Raw genomic sequence first — 17270 nt, 5'->3', positions numbered from 1 at the left:
TTTTTATTTTTTACATTTCCATTTGAAGACACTCAACATGACTCAACAATTACAGCAAATCATTGATCAAGCCTGGGAAGACCGCACAAATTTCTCACCAAAATCTGCTCCTGCAGAAATCCGCGAGGCAGTTGCCCATGTATTGAGCGAACTTGATGCAGGCACCCTGCGCGTTGCGCAAAAGATTGAAGGTAGCTGGCAAGTCAATCAGTGGATCAAAAAAGCTGTATTGCTGTCTTTCCGCCTGGAAGACAATATCACTATGCCTTCTGGCGAGCACATGCAGTTCTTCGACAAAGTGCCAACCAAGTTCGCCAATTACACGGCTGAAGACTTCGTCAAAGGCGGCTTCCGCGTAGTACCACCAGCAGTTGCACGCCGTGGCAGCTTTATTGCCAAAAACGTGGTGTTGATGCCTTCTTATGTCAATATCGGCGCTTATGTCGATGAAGGCGCGATGGTTGATACCTGGGCGACTGTCGGTTCTTGCGCGCAAATTGGTAAAAACGTGCATTTGTCCGGCGGCGTTGGTATCGGTGGCGTACTGGAACCTATGCAAGCCAACCCAACCATCATTGAAGACAATTGCTTCATCGGTGCACGTTCAGAAATCGTAGAAGGCGTGATCGTTGAAGAAAATTCCGTGATTTCCATGGGCGTGTATATCGGCCAATCCACCAAGATTTATGACCGCGCGACAGGTGAAGTCAGCTATGGCCGCGTACCGTCAGGCTCTGTCGTAGTTTCTGGCAATTTGCCGTCTGCTGATGGCAAATACAGCCTGTATTGTGCAGTGATCGTGAAACGTGTCGATGCACAGACACGCTCCAAAACCAGTATCAATGAATTGTTGCGCGGCGCTTAAGCACTTTTGCGTTTTTTTGTATTTTTATTTTAATAATTAGCTCAGCTTAGGGACACATCATGGCAGCGATGGAGAGGTTATTTCAATTGATGAAGGAAAAACATGCATCTGACATGTTTTTCGCGATGAATTCGCCCATACACTTGAAAATCAATGGCAATCTGCTCCCTATCAATCAGCAGAAAATGGATCAGGCAAACATCCTGTCGCTGCTCAGCGAGGTAGTAGAACCTGAACATATGGAGCAACTGGAAGCTGAAAACGAGCTTAATGTCGGTATCGGCGCTGCTGGCATAGGCCGCTTCCGTCTTTCGGCGTTCCGTCAGCGTGGCTCTATCTCTGCTGTGTTCCGTTATGTGCCCGGTGATATTCCCAAGCTCGACACCTTGCATCTGCCGCCAGTACTGGCTGAGCTGATTATGGAAAAACGTGGTTTGATCTTGCTGGTCGGCTCTACCGGCTCAGGCAAATCAACCACGATTGCATCCATGCTGGATCACAGGAATGAAGTCAAGACTGGTCATATCCTGACACTGGAAGACCCGATAGAATTTCTGTTCCGCAGTAAAAAATCCATCGTCAACCAGCGTGAAATTGGTAGCGATTCTGAAAGTCTGAAAACTGCGCTGAAGAACTCATTGCGTCAGGCACCTGATTGCATCCTGATTGGTGAGATCCGCGATCTCGAAACCATGATGGCAGCGATTGCCTATGCACAGTCCGGCCATCTGGTATTGGCGACCCTGCATGCGAATAATAGTTATCAAGCTTTGAACCGTATCATCAGTTTCTTCCCCATGGAAACACGCAGTGCATTGTTGCTGGATTTGTCGTCTTCCATACGCGCGATTATCTCGCAGCGCCTGATACGCGCTATAGACGGTGGTCGTGCACCGGCGGTCGAAATCATGCTTAATACCCGTTACGTGGCTGAGTTGATAGAACAAGGCGATATCTTCCAGATCAAGGAAGCGATCGAGAAAAGTTTGTCGCCTGGTTCGCAAACATTTGAGCGCGCCCTCATGCATTTGATACGTGAAGGCCTGATTACGCAGGAAGAAGGCCTGGCGAACTCTGACTCTGCCAATAACCTGTTATGGCTGCTGAACAATGAAGCATCCACTGCCGTAGCAGCAAAGCCAGAACCGGAACCAGAAACCAAAGAAGAAGCTTCTTTCACAGAATTTACCCTGAACGTATAAAGTATGACGCGAAGCATTACCCTGTTTGGCATCTCAAACTGTGACACCGTTAAAAAAGCCCGTACCTGGTTGCAAGAGCAGGAACTGGCTTTTGAATTCCATGATTTCAAAAAACAAGGCCTGGACCGTGCCGCCATACAAACTTGGCTGGAGCATCAAGGCCTGGATGTACTGATCAACCGCAAAGGCACAACCTGGCGCGCACTCAACGATGCAGAAAAAGCGTCTGCTGAAGATACGGAACAGGCCATTGCTCTGATGCTGGATAAACCATCTGTCATCAAACGCCCGGTATTGCTGATCAATAACGACGGCAAATCACAAGTGAATGTCGGTTTCTCTGTGCCACAGTACCAGTCCATTTTTCATAAGTAAACATGAGTAAAACACTAGCCCTGACCGAACAGCTGATTGTGCTGGATTCGGTCACTCCTGAAGATAAAGGCTGTCAAAACACTTTGATCGCCCTGCTGGAACCTCTGGGCTTCCAGTGCGAAACCATACAGTCTGGCGATGTGACCAATCTGTGGGCCAGACGTGGTCAGGCCCAGCCTTTGCTGGTGTTTGCTGGCCATACTGATGTCGTACCTACCGGCCCCGTCACAAAATGGCAATCTGCCCCATTTACACCTACTCACAGAGATGGCAAGCTGTATGGTCGCGGTGCGGCGGATATGAAAACTTCGATTGCCGCTTTTGTGGTGGCAACAGAAGAATTCGTAGCTGCTCACCCAGATCACAAAGGCTCCATCGGCTTCCTGATCACCAGTGATGAAGAAGGCCCGGCTACGGACGGTACAGTGGTCGTTTGCGAAAAGCTCAAAGCTCGTGGCGAACAACTCGATTATTGCATCGTTGGCGAACCAACTTCAGTAGATAAACTGGGTGACACCATCAAGAATGGCCGTCGCGGCACAATGTCAGGCAAGCTGATAGTCAAAGGTGTACAAGGCCATATCGCCTATCCGCAACTGGCAAAAAACCCCATTCACCTGGCAGCCCCTGCCATGGCTGAGCTGGTTGCAGAAGTCTGGGATGAAGGTAATGAATATTATCTGCCTACTTCCTGGCAAATGTCGAATATTCATGCCGGCACAGGTGCATCGAACGTGATACCTGGCGAAGCCGTTATTGATTTCAATTTCCGTTTCTCTACCGCCAGTACAGCCGAAGGCTTGCAGCAACGTGTGCATGCCATACTCGACAAACATGGTCTGGAATATGATCTGAAATGGACAGTCGGTGGTCATCCTTTCCTGACACCCAAAGGCAGCCTCAGCGATGCACTGGGTGATGCGATACGTGCCGAAACAGGCATAGAAACCGAACTCTCTACTACCGGTGGTACATCTGATGGCCGTTTCATCGCCAAGATCTGCCCACAAGTAGTGGAATTTGGGCCACCCAATGCCAGCATCCATAAAATTGACGAACACATAGAGCTGCAATACATAGACCCGCTCAAGAACATTTATCGCCGCACTCTGGAAAACCTGCTGACCTGATCAGCTTACCACTGGCCGATATGGAAACAATATGACTACACCCGCTACTACCTTTCTGACCCTGCGCGATCTGTTGCGCTATGCTGTCACCCGTTTCAACAAAGAGAAACTGTTCTTTGGCCATGGCAGTGCCAATGCCCTGGATGAGGCCGCTTATTTGCTGCTGCATACTTTGCATCTGCCACTCGACAAGATTGAGCCTTTCCTTGATGCGCATTTATTGCCATCAGAGATAGATGCCGTTTTGCGCGTGATTGACAGACGTGCAGTAGATCGTGTGCCTGCTTCCTACATTACCAATGAAGCATGGCTTGGCACTTACAACTTCTATGTGGATGAACGCGTCATCGTGCCGCGCTCCTTCATCGCTGAACTGATACCTGAACATTTTTCACCGTGGGTGACAGATCCGGAAGCCATCAGCAACATCCTTGAACTGTGCACCGGTTCTGGCTGCCTGCCCATCATGCTGGCAGATATGTTCTCTGAAGCGCATGTGGATGCAGTCGACATTTCCAAAGATGCGCTGGAAGTGGCAAAGCGTAACGTGGCAACCTATGAATTGCAGGACCGCATTACCCTGATCGAATCTGACCTGTACAGCAATGTGCCGAACAAGAAATATGACCTGATCATCACCAACCCGCCGTATGTAAATTCTGGTTCCATGGCCAAACTGCCCAAGGAATACACGCACGAGCCGCAAATTGCTCTGGCTGGCGGCGATGATGGTATGGACCTGGTGCGCAAAATAGTCGCAGGTGCGGCTCAACGCCTGACTGAAGATGGCTTGCTGATGGTGGAAATTGGCAATGAACGTGCCTTCGCCGAAGCCGCCTTCCCGGAACTGAATCTGACCTGGTTAAGTACCAGCGCCGGTGATGACATGGTATTTTTGGTAGAGGCTGACCAACTGAGCAATTTCACTGCATAAATCAGTGTAGTACAGTGCAATAAACATAATGAAGACGGGCAAAACCAGTTTTGCCCGTTTTTCCATTTTTTCGCATCAACAATAGCATTACCCATTAATTAAGTTTATATGATACGTCTTCAACAAGTCGTCCTGGCGCGCGGCATCAAACCATTATTTGACAGCGTCGATGTGACGCTCAATCCCGGCGACAAAATAGGCTTGATCGGCTCCAACGGTGCAGGCAAATCCAGTCTGTTTGCCATGTTGCGCGGTGAATTACACCCTGACCAGGGTAGCATCGATTTCCCAGCCAAATGGCAGCTTGCCCACGTTGCGCAAGAAACACCACCACTGGAACGCAGTGCCATCGATTACGCAATAGATGGCGACGTCGCCTTGCGCAAACTGGAAGCACAACTGGCTGAACTGGAAGCGCAACCAGAAAGCTATGAAAACGGTATTGCCATCGGCAATATGTATGGCGCACTGGCCGATGCTGATGCTTATACTGTGCGCCCACGCGCAGAACAATTGCTGCTGGGCCTGGGCTTCAAGATCAATGAACTCGAACAATCAGTTGCCAGTTTTTCTGGTGGCTGGCGTATGCGTTTGAATCTGGCACAGGCACTGATGTGCAAATCCGATTTGCTGTTGCTTGATGAACCAACCAATCACTTGGATCTGGATGCCATCATCTGGCTGGAAGACTGGCTCAAGCGTTATGAAGGTACCTTGATCATTATCTCCCATGACCGCGACTTCCTCGACGGCGTGGTAAATGTCATCGTGCATATTGATGAACGCAAGCTCAAGCGCTATGGTGGTAACTATTCCGGTTTTGAACGTCAGCGTGCAGCCCAGTTGGAACTGGCGCAAGGCATGCTGGAAAAACAAAACCGCAAACGCGCCCATCTGCAATCTTTTATTGACCGTTTCAAGGCCAAGGCATCCAAAGCCAAGCAGGCACAAAGCCGTATCAAGGCCTTGGCGCGCATGGAAGAAATGGCGCCTTTGCGCGCTGCGGCCGAGTTCTCTTTTGAGTTCCGCGAGCCACTGAGCGCCCCGAATCCCATGCTGGTGATGGAAGATGTGGATTGCGGCTATCGTACAGAATCAGAAACTGATCACAGTTTCACCGAGAAAAAAATCGTGGGCGATGTCAAGTTCACGCTGCAAATCGGTCAGCGCATTGGCCTCTTAGGTGTGAATGGTGCAGGTAAATCTACACTCATCAAAACCATCGTCGGCGACATCGCACCATTGAACGGTGTCATGCAAACTGGCAAGGGTTTGTCCATCGGTTACTTTGCCCAACACCAGGTAGAAATGCTGCGCCATGATGAATCACCTTTGTGGCATTTGGCCCATATTGCCCCTGATGTACGTGAGCAGGAATTACGTAACTTCCTTGGTGGCTTCAACTTCCCTGGCACCATGGTGAGCAGCCCTATCAAACCATTCTCTGGCGGTGAAAAAGCCCGCCTTGCTCTGGCAATGATAGTCTGGCAGCGCCCCAACCTCTTGCTGCTCGATGAACCAACCAACCATCTGGATCTGGAAACCCGCGAAGCCCTGACTGATGCCCTGGCGCAGTTTGAAGGCACGCTCGTCGTTGTTTCACATGACAGGCATTTGCTGCGTGCAACTACGGACCAGTTCATCATTGTTGCTGACGGCAAGCTGCAACCATTTGATGGCGATCTGGACGATTACAAAGACTGGCTGTTCAAAAACAAACTGGAAAAAGCCAACCCTGCCCTGCCAGAAAAAACCAAGGCGCAGGAAGCTGCTTTGCCACAAGCCAAACCCATCCCCGTTGTCAAGGTCGATGACAAGGAACAACGCAAACGCGATGCCGACGAACGTACACGCCTCGCCAATCTGCGCAAACCAATAGAAACACGCATCAAACGTCTTGAAGAACAGATGGCCAAGTTGAACATCAAAAAGAAAGACATTGATGCACAGTTGGAAGATGGTGATATCTATAACGATGCCAATAAGGAAAAGCTGAAGACACTGTTACTTGACCAAGCTTACGTCGTCAAGGAGTTAGGGCAGATAGAAGCTGACTGGCTGGAACAGCAGGAATTTCTGGAAGCAGTAGAATAAAGCAAAGGGGCGCATACAGCGCCCCTAGTTTTTTGATTCAAGGATTAAACCCAATCACATGGGTCAACCTGGTAATAGACCCGCAACTGTTCATACAAGGCTGGATGATATTGAGCAAGGTCGCGGCTTTTCTTGAAGAAGGCTTCAGTCACGACAGCAAAAAACTCTGCCGGATTGGTCGCACCATAAGGATCAATGACGGTAGTAATATCATTGGCTATCGCATGATGCAGTAGTGCATACTCTCTTTCCATCAACGCCGACCATGCCTTGTAAGCTGCGGCAGACTTTAAAGCTGGAGCGCCATTGGTCGTTCCCGTTTCGCTATCAAGCTGGTGAGCAAATTCATGGATAACCACATCCTGCCCCCGCGCTTCATTGTCGGGATTATGCGCAACCTGATCCCAGGCGAGGATGACCCTGCCATCACTCCATGATTCGCCACTGAGTCCCTGATTGGTATGCGTGACGATGCCATCGCTATTCATTTGAGTCCGGGGCGCCACAAATGCTGATGGATAAACCAGCACATGCGTAAGCTGCGGATAAACATCTGATTCACGGTTCAACAATAGCAGGCAAGCTTTGCCCGCGATCGTCACCCTGATTTCATCAGTAATAGTCAAGCCCCCACAACCAACAAAAGTTTTTTGATAGAGAAACTGACGTATGCGCTTCTTCAACTGCATTTGCAGATCAGTCGGCATGCGCGTATAGCCCGGCAGGTTTTTGCGCAAAATTTTCGAATAATTCAGCGGAAAAGCCTGGGATAACACATGCCGCAAGCGCAGCCTGGGCAAGACAACGATGCCAAGTACCAGTAAAACAATAATAAGAATTAACCATTCCATGTCGACAACCTAATCAGGATTGCGAATGTGATTTGCATCTGACATTCGTTGATCAGATGCAAATGGGCGCGACGAAGTCAAACTCAATAGCAATTAATATATAAGCTCATGGCCCTTGAAAATCAGCTTATCAGATCGCATGGCATTAAAGAATATGAATCAGATAATTTTGTGAGAAGATTCAATTTGTAAATATGGAGTTAAAAGAAATGATGAGAGATAGCCTCAGAAAAAAGATCATCGAAATATGTAATAACAAAATAGAACAAAAAGGCAGCAATGTTGGTCTATCCTTTTACGCCTTCTTTGCCAACAAAAACGATGACCCGCAATTACTGATGGAAGCTGCCACATGGTGGATCATGGAAAACAAGTTTGATCACTTCGAAAAGGCAGTCAAGATCAAGACCATCGTTGAAGCTCTGGAAGCAAGCTGAAGAATGAGCAGCTCCCTGCAGCAAAAGAAAAGCGCAGGCATAATAAAGAAATCAGATTATTTCTTTCATTCAGGCATTTCTCAAAGACATGAGCACTCTCTTCTCCCCCATCAAGCTTGGCTCGCTAAGTTTAAAGAACCGCATCATCATTGCCCCCATGTGCCAGTACTCTGCAGAAGATGGCAAAGCGACTGACTGGCATCTTATTCATCTGGGTGGGCTTGCCTTGTCAGGTGCCGGTTTATTGATACTGGAAGCCACAGCTGTAGAAGCGATAGGCCGCATTTCTCCCGGTGACCTGGGTTTATGGTCAGATGAAACAGAAGCTGCGCTGGCGAAAGTATTGACTTCGATACGCCAGTATTCTGCCATGCCGATTGCGATACAGCTTGGTCATGCCGGACGCAAAGCATCCAGCCAGGCACCATGGCATGGTGGTCAATTGATTGCACTTGAAGATGGTGGCTGGCAAATGGTAGCGCCTTCTGCTGTGCCGCATGCGCAAGCTGAGCGCGCACCATTGGCATTGGATGAGGCCGGCCTGCAACGCGTGAAACAGGCTTTTGTTGATGCGGCGGTACGCGCACACCGCCTGGGTATTGATGCAATTGAGATTCATGCAGCACATGGTTATTTGCTACATCAATTTTTATCCCCCATTTCCAATCAGCGCACAGATCAATATGGTGGTTCAATGGAAAACCGTTTACGGTTTCCCCTGGAAGTATTTGATGCTGTGCGGGCAGCAGTTCCTAAAGACAGCATGGCAGTTGGCTTGCGTTTATCGGCAACAGACTGGGTGGAAGGTGGTCTGGATATCTCGCAAAGCAAACTCTTTGTCCAGCAATTGCAGGAGCGTGGCTGTGACTTTATCCATGTTTCCAGCGGCGGGGTTTCACCTGCCCAGAAAATCCCACTGGGGCCTGGTTATCAGGTTCATCTGGCAGAAGAAATCAAACAACATTGCAGCATACCTGTCATCGCGGTAGGTCTCATCACGGATGCTCATCAGGCAGAAGAAATTATTACTGCCGGCAAAGCTGATGCCATCGCCATCGCCCGTGGCATTTTGTATGACCCACATTGGCCCTGGCATGCAGCGGCGCAATTAGGCGCGACAGTGGATGCACCAAAGCAGTACTGGCGCTCTCAACCGCGTGATCAGAAAAACCTGTTTGGTGACACCCGCATAGGGCAAAGATAAACAAGAAGTAGGTGACGTCACAAAGCTGCGGCACTGTAGCTTTGTGACGCGTGATCAGGCGCTTACCCGCTCTTCTGCCCATTGATTACGCATGGAGTCACTATCCGGGCGCCGGCCCAGCCAAGCTTCATAGGCGCCTGTATCAAACTGTACAACGTTGCAGTTTTCTACCGAAATCAGATGCGCAACCACAGACTGCTGCGGCCTCCACATGATCGATTCACGATATGGCAAGGTGCACCAGTCTTCAAAGCTGTCATACCAGACTAATGCTACTGGTTTTTTGCTGACTCCGGGCGGCATTTGCTGGTAGTAGGTTTTTATCGCTGCCTGCGTATCTGTAATTGCCTTCTTGCGACACACCATGAGGTAATTAATCATGGATATCACATCTTGCGGTATCTTTTGCGCGCCTGCTTCCCAGTTGCTCCAGGTGCGGACTGAGACACCGCCAATCAGTTCTGCCGCTTCGTGCTGGCTGAAATGCAGCAAACTGCGCATTGCCTTCAAACTTACACCATTCATATTTATTCTTTACTCAAAATTTAATTGCTACTAATGAATAAAACCTCAGTTCAGTTTTTTTAGCGCTTCTTTGACATAATTGGCATTTGAACTATTTGGTGATAATTCCAGAAAGCTTGTGTAAGCTTTTTTGGCTTTCTCATTTTCATTCAATAAGGCCCTGGCATCACCCAAATTCAGGTAAGCAATTGAGCGGGAAGGATCAATCTGTAAAGTATTTTCAAACCAGCGCGCTGCTTCTGCATATTTTTGCTGTTTGAAATAGACAAAACCAAGGTTGTTTGCCGCCAGACCAAAGTCAGGTCTGTATTTCAAAGCCTCAGTAAATGCAGCTTCTGCCTGAGCATATTGCTTCTCTTTATATAATTGTAGCCCATGGTCATTGGCTCTTTGTGCCAGTTGCCTTGATGATCCATCCACCATTTTTGGTGCAGCAATTTTTTGTTCACCACCATTGAGGTTCTTGATGACGATGGGCGTGTCACTAGCTGCTTTGCTCACCGCACCATCAAGCTTGTTGTTGAGAGCAATGGCATCAGCTGATAGCTGGTTGGTTTTGGCATTCAAAAATTCGCCTTCACCACGTATTTCAAAAACAAACTCCCCGCCTTCAGAGCCTGGCAAACTGCCAAATGCAGGCGTTTGTTGCGATACGCTTGATACCGCAGGCGCAATATAGGCTGCCAACTCTGTCGCGGTGATCATGCCATCACCATTCATGTCGGCCTTGCCACTCAGTGCCTGTAGCAAGGTCCAGGTAAAGACAGAATGACCATTAGGTCCGCCGTCAGCAACCAGTTGATCGGCACCACCCGCCGTCAGCATCTGGCGTCCCAGACGCTTGCTATTTTCACGCAGGAATGCGCTGGTACCTCCACCGCGCGTCAGCCCCAGCCCGCTATAACAGGCATCCATGACAAACAAAATATGTTTGGCATTGAGGCTCTCGGCAATGTTCTGCAAATCTGTCATGGGAATGGCATCGACAGACAATTGCTCAGGGTCAGAATCAACGGGAATGATATAACCCAGGTTACGTCCGGAACTTAGCTTTCTGGTTGCGCCATGGCCTGCAAAGAAGACGAAGACCCTGTCATCTTTTTTCAATTGCCCATGTCCCAGTTTTTCATGGAACAAGGCGAGGATATTATTGCGGGTCGCATCTGCATTGGTCAGCGTCAATACCTTGTCGTTGGCGAAACCCATGCGATTGATCAAAGTATCGCGGATAGCATTGGCATCTTGCACTGCATATTGCAGCTTGGGCCATTTTGCATAGTCGTTGATACCAATGACGATAGCCCAGCTATTTTGATAGTCGGTACTGATACTGACTTTTTCTGGCGTTGGCTTGCCACCCTTGGCAATTTTGAAGTCCGTGCCATCCCATGAGGCAAAGCTATAGCCATCAGCAATCAGTTTATCGAGTACCAGCGGCAAGGCCTTAACCGTGCGTTCATGGATATCGTGGAAGAGAATAATACCGCGTTGCTCTTTCTCCAAAGTGCCAAGTACACGCCCTGCAATCGAATTGGGCACAGGGTCAGCCCAGTCCAGCGAATCAATATTCCACATGACTGAACGCAAGCCCAGTTTGTGCAGGATTTGCATGCCTTCTTTATTCTTTGCACCATAAGGGAAGCGGAACAAGGATGAACGTGCAGGGTCTATCGCCTTCAGCAATTTATCTGTCTGCTCAATTTCTGCAGTCAGATTATTGCCGCTTTGCTTGGACAGCAAAGCGTGGCTGAAACTATGATTAGCCAGCACATGGCCTGCACTCAATAGTTTCTTGCTGGTTGCAGCATTTTTATTCAGCGATTCCTTGCCCTGTGCATCAACACTTCCGACGTTCTTACCCACCTGGAAGAACACGCCTGGCACATTGTATTGCTTGAGTATCGCTGCAATTTCATCGGTATAGGTAGCGTGTGGGCCGTCGTCGAAAGTCAACACGACGGTTTTTGGTGGTAAGCCCTGACCGAAAATTTCCTTGTCTTTTTCATCGGCAGCTTCCGGTTTTTCCGGGTAAGGCAGGATGAAGCCGTAATCCTTGAGGATTTGTTCGCGATTATACAGCTTGCGCAGTTTGGCGATGTAATCATCCCAGCGCTCACGCTTCAGTTCTATGGAGCGGGATTCAAAACGCGAGAAAATTTCTTTAAGTTCTTTGTCGTATTCTTTTTCGATTTCACTGAGTGCATTCAAGTCGTCAGTAACGCGCTTGTGCAGCTTGATAGCTGGCAGCGTCTGTTCTGTCGCTATCAATGTTTGCATCTTCAGCAAAACTTCGCGGAACGCGAGACGGTCTGCATCGTATAAATTTTCACCAGATTCTATATAGGTCAGGATGGTGTCAAAGCTGGCTTCGCGCCTGGCATTGCTGAGTGACTTCAATTTACTGAAAAAAACGTCCAGATCATTAAGCCTGACCAGATTTTCATGGAACAAAGCCTGCCCTACCCGATTTGCTTCATTGCGCTCTTTGGCATTCAATTTTTTCTCGTCAGCCAGCAAGATGATGATTTTGCGATAAGCAACCAACAAGCCATTCAGGTCTTCTGGCAATTTGGCTGGATCAAATGCATCCTTTTGCTCAGCTTGGGAAGCTACTGCTTTGCTCTCCGGAGACTGGTTAGTTTTTTGTACGACGAAATAAGAAGCAACAGCCACGCCGATGACGGTGATGGCAGACAAGATAAGTTTTTGAGGTTTCATCAGGAGAAATGCAGGCTGGCAATTAACAAACAAGCGATATCATATTGCAAATGCCATGCAGCATGGTTGCTTAATGTGCTGCTGCGGAAGGAACTGCACAGTTTTTTGTAACTATTTTCCTAATTTCTCCAGGTTTTTAGCAGCTTCGCGGTAGGTCAGCCCAGAAAACAGGCTCTGATTTTCTTGCAAAAAGTCTCGTATGGCAGCGGGATCATGCCAGGCATAGTCACGCAAGGACCAGCCTATCGCTTTACGAATGAAAAACTCTTTTTCATCTGCCAGCGCCAGGGCATAGGTAAATAATCTGTTCACGTCGGTCTGTTCGCGCCAGCCTAACTGATGCAATAAGGCGATGCGCCTTACCCAAAAATCGGGATGCCCAAGCGCTTTGTCCATGCCAGATTGCATATCCCGGCTCGCCGTCAAATTTTGCCGCAATACGTCGCCGACGACACCGGCCAGACCATCGACAGTATCCCACCAGGATTTTTGCTGTACCAATGCGAGCAAGGCTGGCACATCTTTCAAACGTAAGCGCCGGTAATGCCTGGCCAGAATATCCACTGCCAGATACTGATATTCGCGCTGTTCACAGTCCCACAAGGCATTTGCGATCTGTAAAAGTTCATCCGCATCAGCCACTTTCAATTGCCGGATAATATCTACGCACGCCTTGCGCCTTTCAGGTGCGGGAATACCCAGAAATTCAAAACGATTTTTCATATAGGCACGCATGGCCTGTGCCCTTACCGGGTCTGCAAGCGACGATAAGCTAAGCTGAGATTGACTGATAATTTCTTTCATACCGATTGCTCCAAAAATTGTGAAGATGCCGCAAAAAAACAAACCATCTTAAAAGAATCAGATGCACTCAAATACTTTCAAGCACATATTCTTTTATGTTAAAGTCATTACGTTTTGTTCATTTTTTACTGCCGCATTTCGTCTGCACATCCCCCAATCATATCAAGCCAGCGCAGGAGTCGTCTCATGTTCGCAGCCATACCTGAAGCACCGCAGCACGCCATCAAGAATCGTCCCTTATCAGAATTCAACACCGATGCAGCCGCCGTAAGAGCCATTGCTCAGGCGACTGTCAGCGTAGAATTGTTTACGATACCGTTGTACATGAATTCCATGTATTCGATCTACGGCACGCATCAGATCAATTCCAAGGGTAACAATTATTATAAAGGCCGCCAATGGCCAGGAATGGCGACCACGGCAGACGCCAGTACAGCTAATGAGCGTGGCTTCAATGTCATCTTCAGCGTATTCATACAGGAAATGCTGCATTTGCAGATGGCAGCGAATATCGCCACGGCGATTGGTGTCAGTCCCAGTTTTACTGAAAATTCAGGTCTGCAAAACAGTGAGCGTGGCTGGATTTGCTACGGTCCGGACACACACAAAATACCCTGCATAGTTGATCTCAGAGATACCAATAGTTACAAGGATGTCAGGGTCAATCTGGAGTCGCTGAATAACAACCAGATAGAACTGTTTTTGGCAATCGAGCAGCCAGAAAAGCAGGCTCGCGAAGAATTGCGCCACAACGCCGACAAGTATTTCCCGGATATACCTTTGGCGAACTGGACTCCGGACAAGGGCTTTGCTGACTTGCCACTGTTCGGCACCATTGGCTATATGTATGAATGCTATGCCAAATACATCAGCATGGAATATACGGATGGCCAGACACTGTGGCAAAAACTGTTTGATAACAATGCGGTGCAAAAAGACATGTTCAATGTCCACAGCACACCTAAACAGCCAAACGAAAGTCACCCCAAAAAAGAATATCCGCAATTTGATACTTTGTTTGGCCCCGAAGATCTTGATGGCGGCATGGCAGGTTCGCAAAACAAGGCCATCGACATGATGTGCGCGATTACTGATCAGGGTGAAGGTAATTCTGCAGGGATCAAACACTACCGCCGCACTCAATTACTGCGTGCCGTACAGCCTGATTATCGCGAATCTGATGAAGGCTTGATCGCTGATTACCCCGCCTATGATGGTGATGGCAATGAAGCGAAATCCAGAGATGCTGCGGCACGCTTCCACAGTGCAGCATTTGATCACTATGAGCGCTTCCAGGACATCCGCAAGGAGATGGAGCATCCTGGTGAGAGCGCCGCTGATCATTTGCTGACCTGGGAGCAATGGCATGCAGTTGCAGGCAATCACTGGACAGCTGCCATGCTGACCAATAAGGAATATGATGCGGCGTCAGCGCCACAAAATATCCCTACACCTGATGACGTTGCCGGTGCACTGAATCGCCTGAAAAGCGAAGGCGCAAAAACCGTGCAGATGTTAAGCAGCGTATCTGCAGGCGCCATTTATGGTATTACCTCGGTACTGGACGAGTACTGGGCAAACAAGGAAACGAACTTCCCTTATCCATCCATGGTTGGTTCAGGCGACCGCATGTCGATTTGCTGGGCGATCACAGGTTGCTCACCAGATTTGTCAGTCAGTGTCCCGCTACCAGACAAGAATCTTTTGTACCATTCTTGCCAGGGTCTGGATTTCAACGCCAACAAGGTGACGGAATCAGAAGAAGCAAATAATCAATGTGCTGCAATTGCGGTTTATCATAGCTGCCGTGGTTCAAATGGTTGCAAGGCCCAGGGTGGTTGTGGTTTTGCCCAGATAGATATGGTTGTTAAGCCGGAAAAAGAAGCGGAAAAAGAAGCTGACAAAAAATCGCTTGTAGCAGCAACTCCAGACCGCGGCTCGCATGGTATTTGCGGCGCTCCTCCAGGACCGCCACCCACAGGCACCTTATATAGCGCAGCTAGCGACAACCGCTGTAAAACTTATGGCGGCTGTGCCGTGCCTATCTCTGCATCGCAACTGTTCCCTGCAAGCGGCACAATGACTTTGTATACTTTTGATGATGCGCCACCACATGCAGAGCATCTATTGAACAAGAACATCAAATTCAAGCAAGGTGACAGTGTGTTTGACACGGCCTGGGCGGCCTACAGCACTGTAATGACCACTCGCCACAAAAAACCAGGGGAAATGCCCAAGCCAAATGATTTGCGCCTGGCTTTACCACCATCAACCTGATGATTAAGCATGCCTGAGCAGTACTCTACGCATACTTTGCAGCCACGTCTGGGCCTGCCCAACCTGGGCCTGGGCGTTGGTCTGCGCAACACTCACTTTGAGCACATACTTGAACATGGCGCCGGAGTAGCATGGTTTGAAGTGATTACAGAAAACTTCATTGATAACCATGGTTATGCACGCCACGTTCTGGAACGCATAGCGCAAACCTGTCCTATCGTCATGCATGGTGTTTCGCTATCGATAGGCAGTACAGACGCACTGGATTTCGACTATCTAAAAAAGCTCAGGCAACTGGCAAAGGAATTGCAGCCTGCCTGGGTATCAGATCATTTGTGCTGGACAGGTGCCGCAGCGATGAATACCCATGATTTGCTGCCGCTACCCTTGAATGAGGCCACGCTAGCGCATGTGGCTGAACGTGTACGCATAGTGCAAGATTTTCTGGAACGTCCGCTAATTATAGAAAACCCCAGTACCTACGTAGAATTCGAACAATCAAGCATGGCAGAGGATGAATTTCTAAGCCGTTTAACCGAAATAACCGGTTGTGGGCTGCTGCTGGATGTCAATAATGTCTATGTGTCTGCCTACAATCACGGCTTTGATGCTGAACGTTATATGCGCAACCTGCCTGCCGACCGTATAGTGCAAATTCATCTGGCGGGGCCAAGTCATCATGGCGACTACATGATAGATACGCATGATCAGCCTGTGCCAACTCCGGTCTGGCATTTGTATGCGCTGGCGCAGACATTGACGGGTGGTGTTTCCACGCTACTGGAATGGGATGCCAATATCCCGGCTTACCCAGATTTACTGGCAGAACTGTACAAGGCACAATTGGTCATGACTGGTCATTTTCCAGAGATGAAAATCAATGCTGCATCGGGTACGAGCATTTCTACGCGTGTGCATTTTCAACTGGAAGAACTCAGCACTTCATGAGCCAGCCTGCACCTGATCCATCGCTATCGCAATTACAGCACTGGTTTTTAACAGTGATGACTGCACCTGGCGGTCTGGCAAGAGGTTTATCGCTGGCACAGGAACATCTGGGATTGGAAGAGTCGAGCGTAATCAAGATCGAGCCAGGCAAGCAATCACGTATGCATATTTATGCCCATGGCTACATCTTGCGTTTACAGGAATGCCTGCAAGCTGACTTCCCGGTTCTACATCGTTTGATGGGCGATGAATTGTTTAATTTTTTTGCCCACAACTATATCTGGCGACATCCTTCCAGTGCGCCGTCTTTGTATGATTTAGGTGCTGGTTTTGCCAGCTTCCTGCTGCAGAGTCAACCCAAAAATACAGATGGAGTAAAGGCTGGTGAAACAGACCTGCTATTGCAGTTTCCGGTTGAGATAGCACGAATGGAACGGGCATTTACCGAGGTAATACGGGCACCTGGACTGGAGAATAACCGTAATATCAAATCCCACAATGCGTTTGATCTGCTGATGGGTTCACATGCAGACATCCATATCCCGGCTTGCGTACGGCTACTAAAAACCAGTTTTCCTTTACTGGCATACTGGGAGCAGGCAAAACATACGCCTGCGGATCAGGATTTATCAACTCCGCCACAACCAGAAACCAGTTATCTTGCATTTACCCGCCAGAATTACCGTGTGCAACTGATCCCCCTGCTTCCATGGCAATATCATTTTTTACAGGCTGCTTGCACCAATCCAGATATACATGAGTGCGCAGTAAGGTCATCACAAGAAACCGGCCTGGATATTAAAGCACTGCTGGCAGATATTTGTCTGTGGCAGCCACAAGCCCAGGCGCTTGGCCTGCTGACGACAGAAGAAGTGGCTTTGACCTGATCAAAGCCACTTCTCCAAT

The 17270-nt window shown here is 48.7% G+C and carries 15 protein-coding genes; 11 read left to right on the top strand and 4 right to left on the bottom strand.

Features of this window, described 5'->3' with window-relative positions; genetic code table 11:
• The first annotated feature begins 37 nt into the window (after positions 1–37).
• From dapD to ACO0LL_RS05410, 6 genes are all read left to right on the top strand, one after another.
• Positions 38–865, top strand: a complete 828-nt coding sequence (gene dapD / locus ACO0LL_RS05435) for a 2,3,4,5-tetrahydropyridine-2,6-dicarboxylate N-succinyltransferase (protein WP_110253528.1) — start codon at positions 38–40, stop codon at positions 863–865.
• A 59-nt stretch (positions 866–924) separates the two neighbouring features.
• Positions 925–2067 (top strand): PilT/PilU family type 4a pilus ATPase, encoded by a 1143-nt coding sequence (locus ACO0LL_RS05430; RefSeq protein ID WP_422949864.1) that lies wholly within the window; start codon positions 925–927, stop codon positions 2065–2067.
• 3 nt (positions 2068–2070) lie between these two features.
• The gene (locus ACO0LL_RS05425; protein WP_422949863.1) at positions 2071–2442 is read left to right on the top strand and encodes an ArsC family reductase; all 372 of its coding nucleotides are present in this window, start codon (positions 2071–2073) and stop codon (positions 2440–2442) included.
• Between the two features lie 2 nt (positions 2443–2444).
• The gene (gene dapE / locus ACO0LL_RS05420; protein ID WP_422949862.1) at positions 2445–3572 is read left to right on the top strand and encodes a succinyl-diaminopimelate desuccinylase; all 1128 of its coding nucleotides are present in this window, start codon (positions 2445–2447) and stop codon (positions 3570–3572) included.
• Positions 3573–3603: 31 nt separating this feature from the next.
• Positions 3604–4506: a 50S ribosomal protein L3 N(5)-glutamine methyltransferase gene (gene prmB, locus ACO0LL_RS05415; RefSeq protein ID WP_422949861.1), complete on the top strand. Its 903-nt coding sequence runs from the start codon at positions 3604–3606 to the stop codon at positions 4504–4506.
• Between the two features lie 108 nt (positions 4507–4614).
• On the top strand, positions 4615–6600 hold the full coding sequence (locus tag ACO0LL_RS05410) for an ATP-binding cassette domain-containing protein (protein ID WP_422949860.1): 1986 nt from the start codon (positions 4615–4617) through the stop codon (positions 6598–6600).
• Positions 6601–6644: 44 nt separating this feature from the next.
• On the opposite strand, the gene ACO0LL_RS05405 is transcribed toward ACO0LL_RS05410, so the two are convergent.
• Positions 6645–7451, bottom strand: a complete 807-nt coding sequence (locus tag ACO0LL_RS05405) for a zinc-dependent peptidase (protein ID WP_422949859.1) — start codon at positions 7449–7451, stop codon at positions 6645–6647.
• A gap of 209 nt (positions 7452–7660) precedes the next feature.
• On the opposite strand from ACO0LL_RS05405, the gene ACO0LL_RS05400 reads away from it, so the two are divergent.
• A complete protein-coding gene (locus ACO0LL_RS05400) occupies positions 7661–7888 on the top strand; it encodes a DUF6500 family protein (protein ID WP_422949858.1) in 228 nt (75 codons plus the stop codon).
• Between the two features lie 88 nt (positions 7889–7976).
• The gene (locus tag ACO0LL_RS05395; protein ID WP_422949857.1) at positions 7977–9092 is read left to right on the top strand and encodes an NADH:flavin oxidoreductase/NADH oxidase; all 1116 of its coding nucleotides are present in this window, start codon (positions 7977–7979) and stop codon (positions 9090–9092) included.
• A gap of 54 nt (positions 9093–9146) precedes the next feature.
• Here the strand turns inward: ACO0LL_RS05395 and ACO0LL_RS05390 are convergent, their stop codons facing one another.
• The 3 genes from ACO0LL_RS05390 to ACO0LL_RS05380 form a co-directional block, all read right to left on the bottom strand.
• A complete protein-coding gene (locus ACO0LL_RS05390) occupies positions 9147–9617 on the bottom strand; it encodes a DUF1870 family protein (RefSeq protein WP_422949856.1) in 471 nt (156 codons plus the stop codon).
• Positions 9618–9662: 45 nt separating this feature from the next.
• Positions 9663–12335, bottom strand: a complete 2673-nt coding sequence (locus tag ACO0LL_RS05385) for a polysaccharide deacetylase family protein (RefSeq protein WP_422949855.1) — start codon at positions 12333–12335, stop codon at positions 9663–9665.
• Positions 12336–12446: 111 nt separating this feature from the next.
• Positions 12447–13139, bottom strand: a complete 693-nt coding sequence (locus ACO0LL_RS05380) for a DNA alkylation repair protein (protein WP_422949854.1) — start codon at positions 13137–13139, stop codon at positions 12447–12449.
• Between the two features lie 186 nt (positions 13140–13325).
• Between ACO0LL_RS05380 and ACO0LL_RS05375 the strand changes: the two genes are divergently transcribed.
• Genes ACO0LL_RS05375 through ACO0LL_RS05365 form a run of 3 tightly spaced genes read left to right on the top strand, consistent with a single transcriptional unit; the run spans position 13326 to position 17251 of the window.
• The gene (locus ACO0LL_RS05375; RefSeq protein ID WP_422949853.1) at positions 13326–15416 is read left to right on the top strand and encodes a ferritin-like domain-containing protein; all 2091 of its coding nucleotides are present in this window, start codon (positions 13326–13328) and stop codon (positions 15414–15416) included.
• A gap of 9 nt (positions 15417–15425) precedes the next feature.
• A complete protein-coding gene (locus ACO0LL_RS05370; protein ID WP_422949852.1) occupies positions 15426–16364 on the top strand; it encodes a DUF692 domain-containing protein in 939 nt (312 codons plus the stop codon).
• On the top strand, positions 16361–17251 hold the full coding sequence (locus ACO0LL_RS05365) for a DNA-binding domain-containing protein (protein WP_422949851.1): 891 nt from the start codon (positions 16361–16363) through the stop codon (positions 17249–17251). Before ACO0LL_RS05370 ends, ACO0LL_RS05365 begins: the two co-directional genes overlap by 4 nt.
• Positions 17252–17270: the final 19 nt, after the last annotated feature.

Origin of the sequence: Undibacterium sp. TC4M20W (assembly GCF_049340245.1) — a bacterium.
GTDB lineage: Bacteria > Pseudomonadota > Gammaproteobacteria > Burkholderiales > Burkholderiaceae_D > Undibacterium.
The sequence above is the reverse complement of the archived record's forward strand: the minus strand, read 5'-3'. Positions and strand labels throughout refer to the sequence as shown.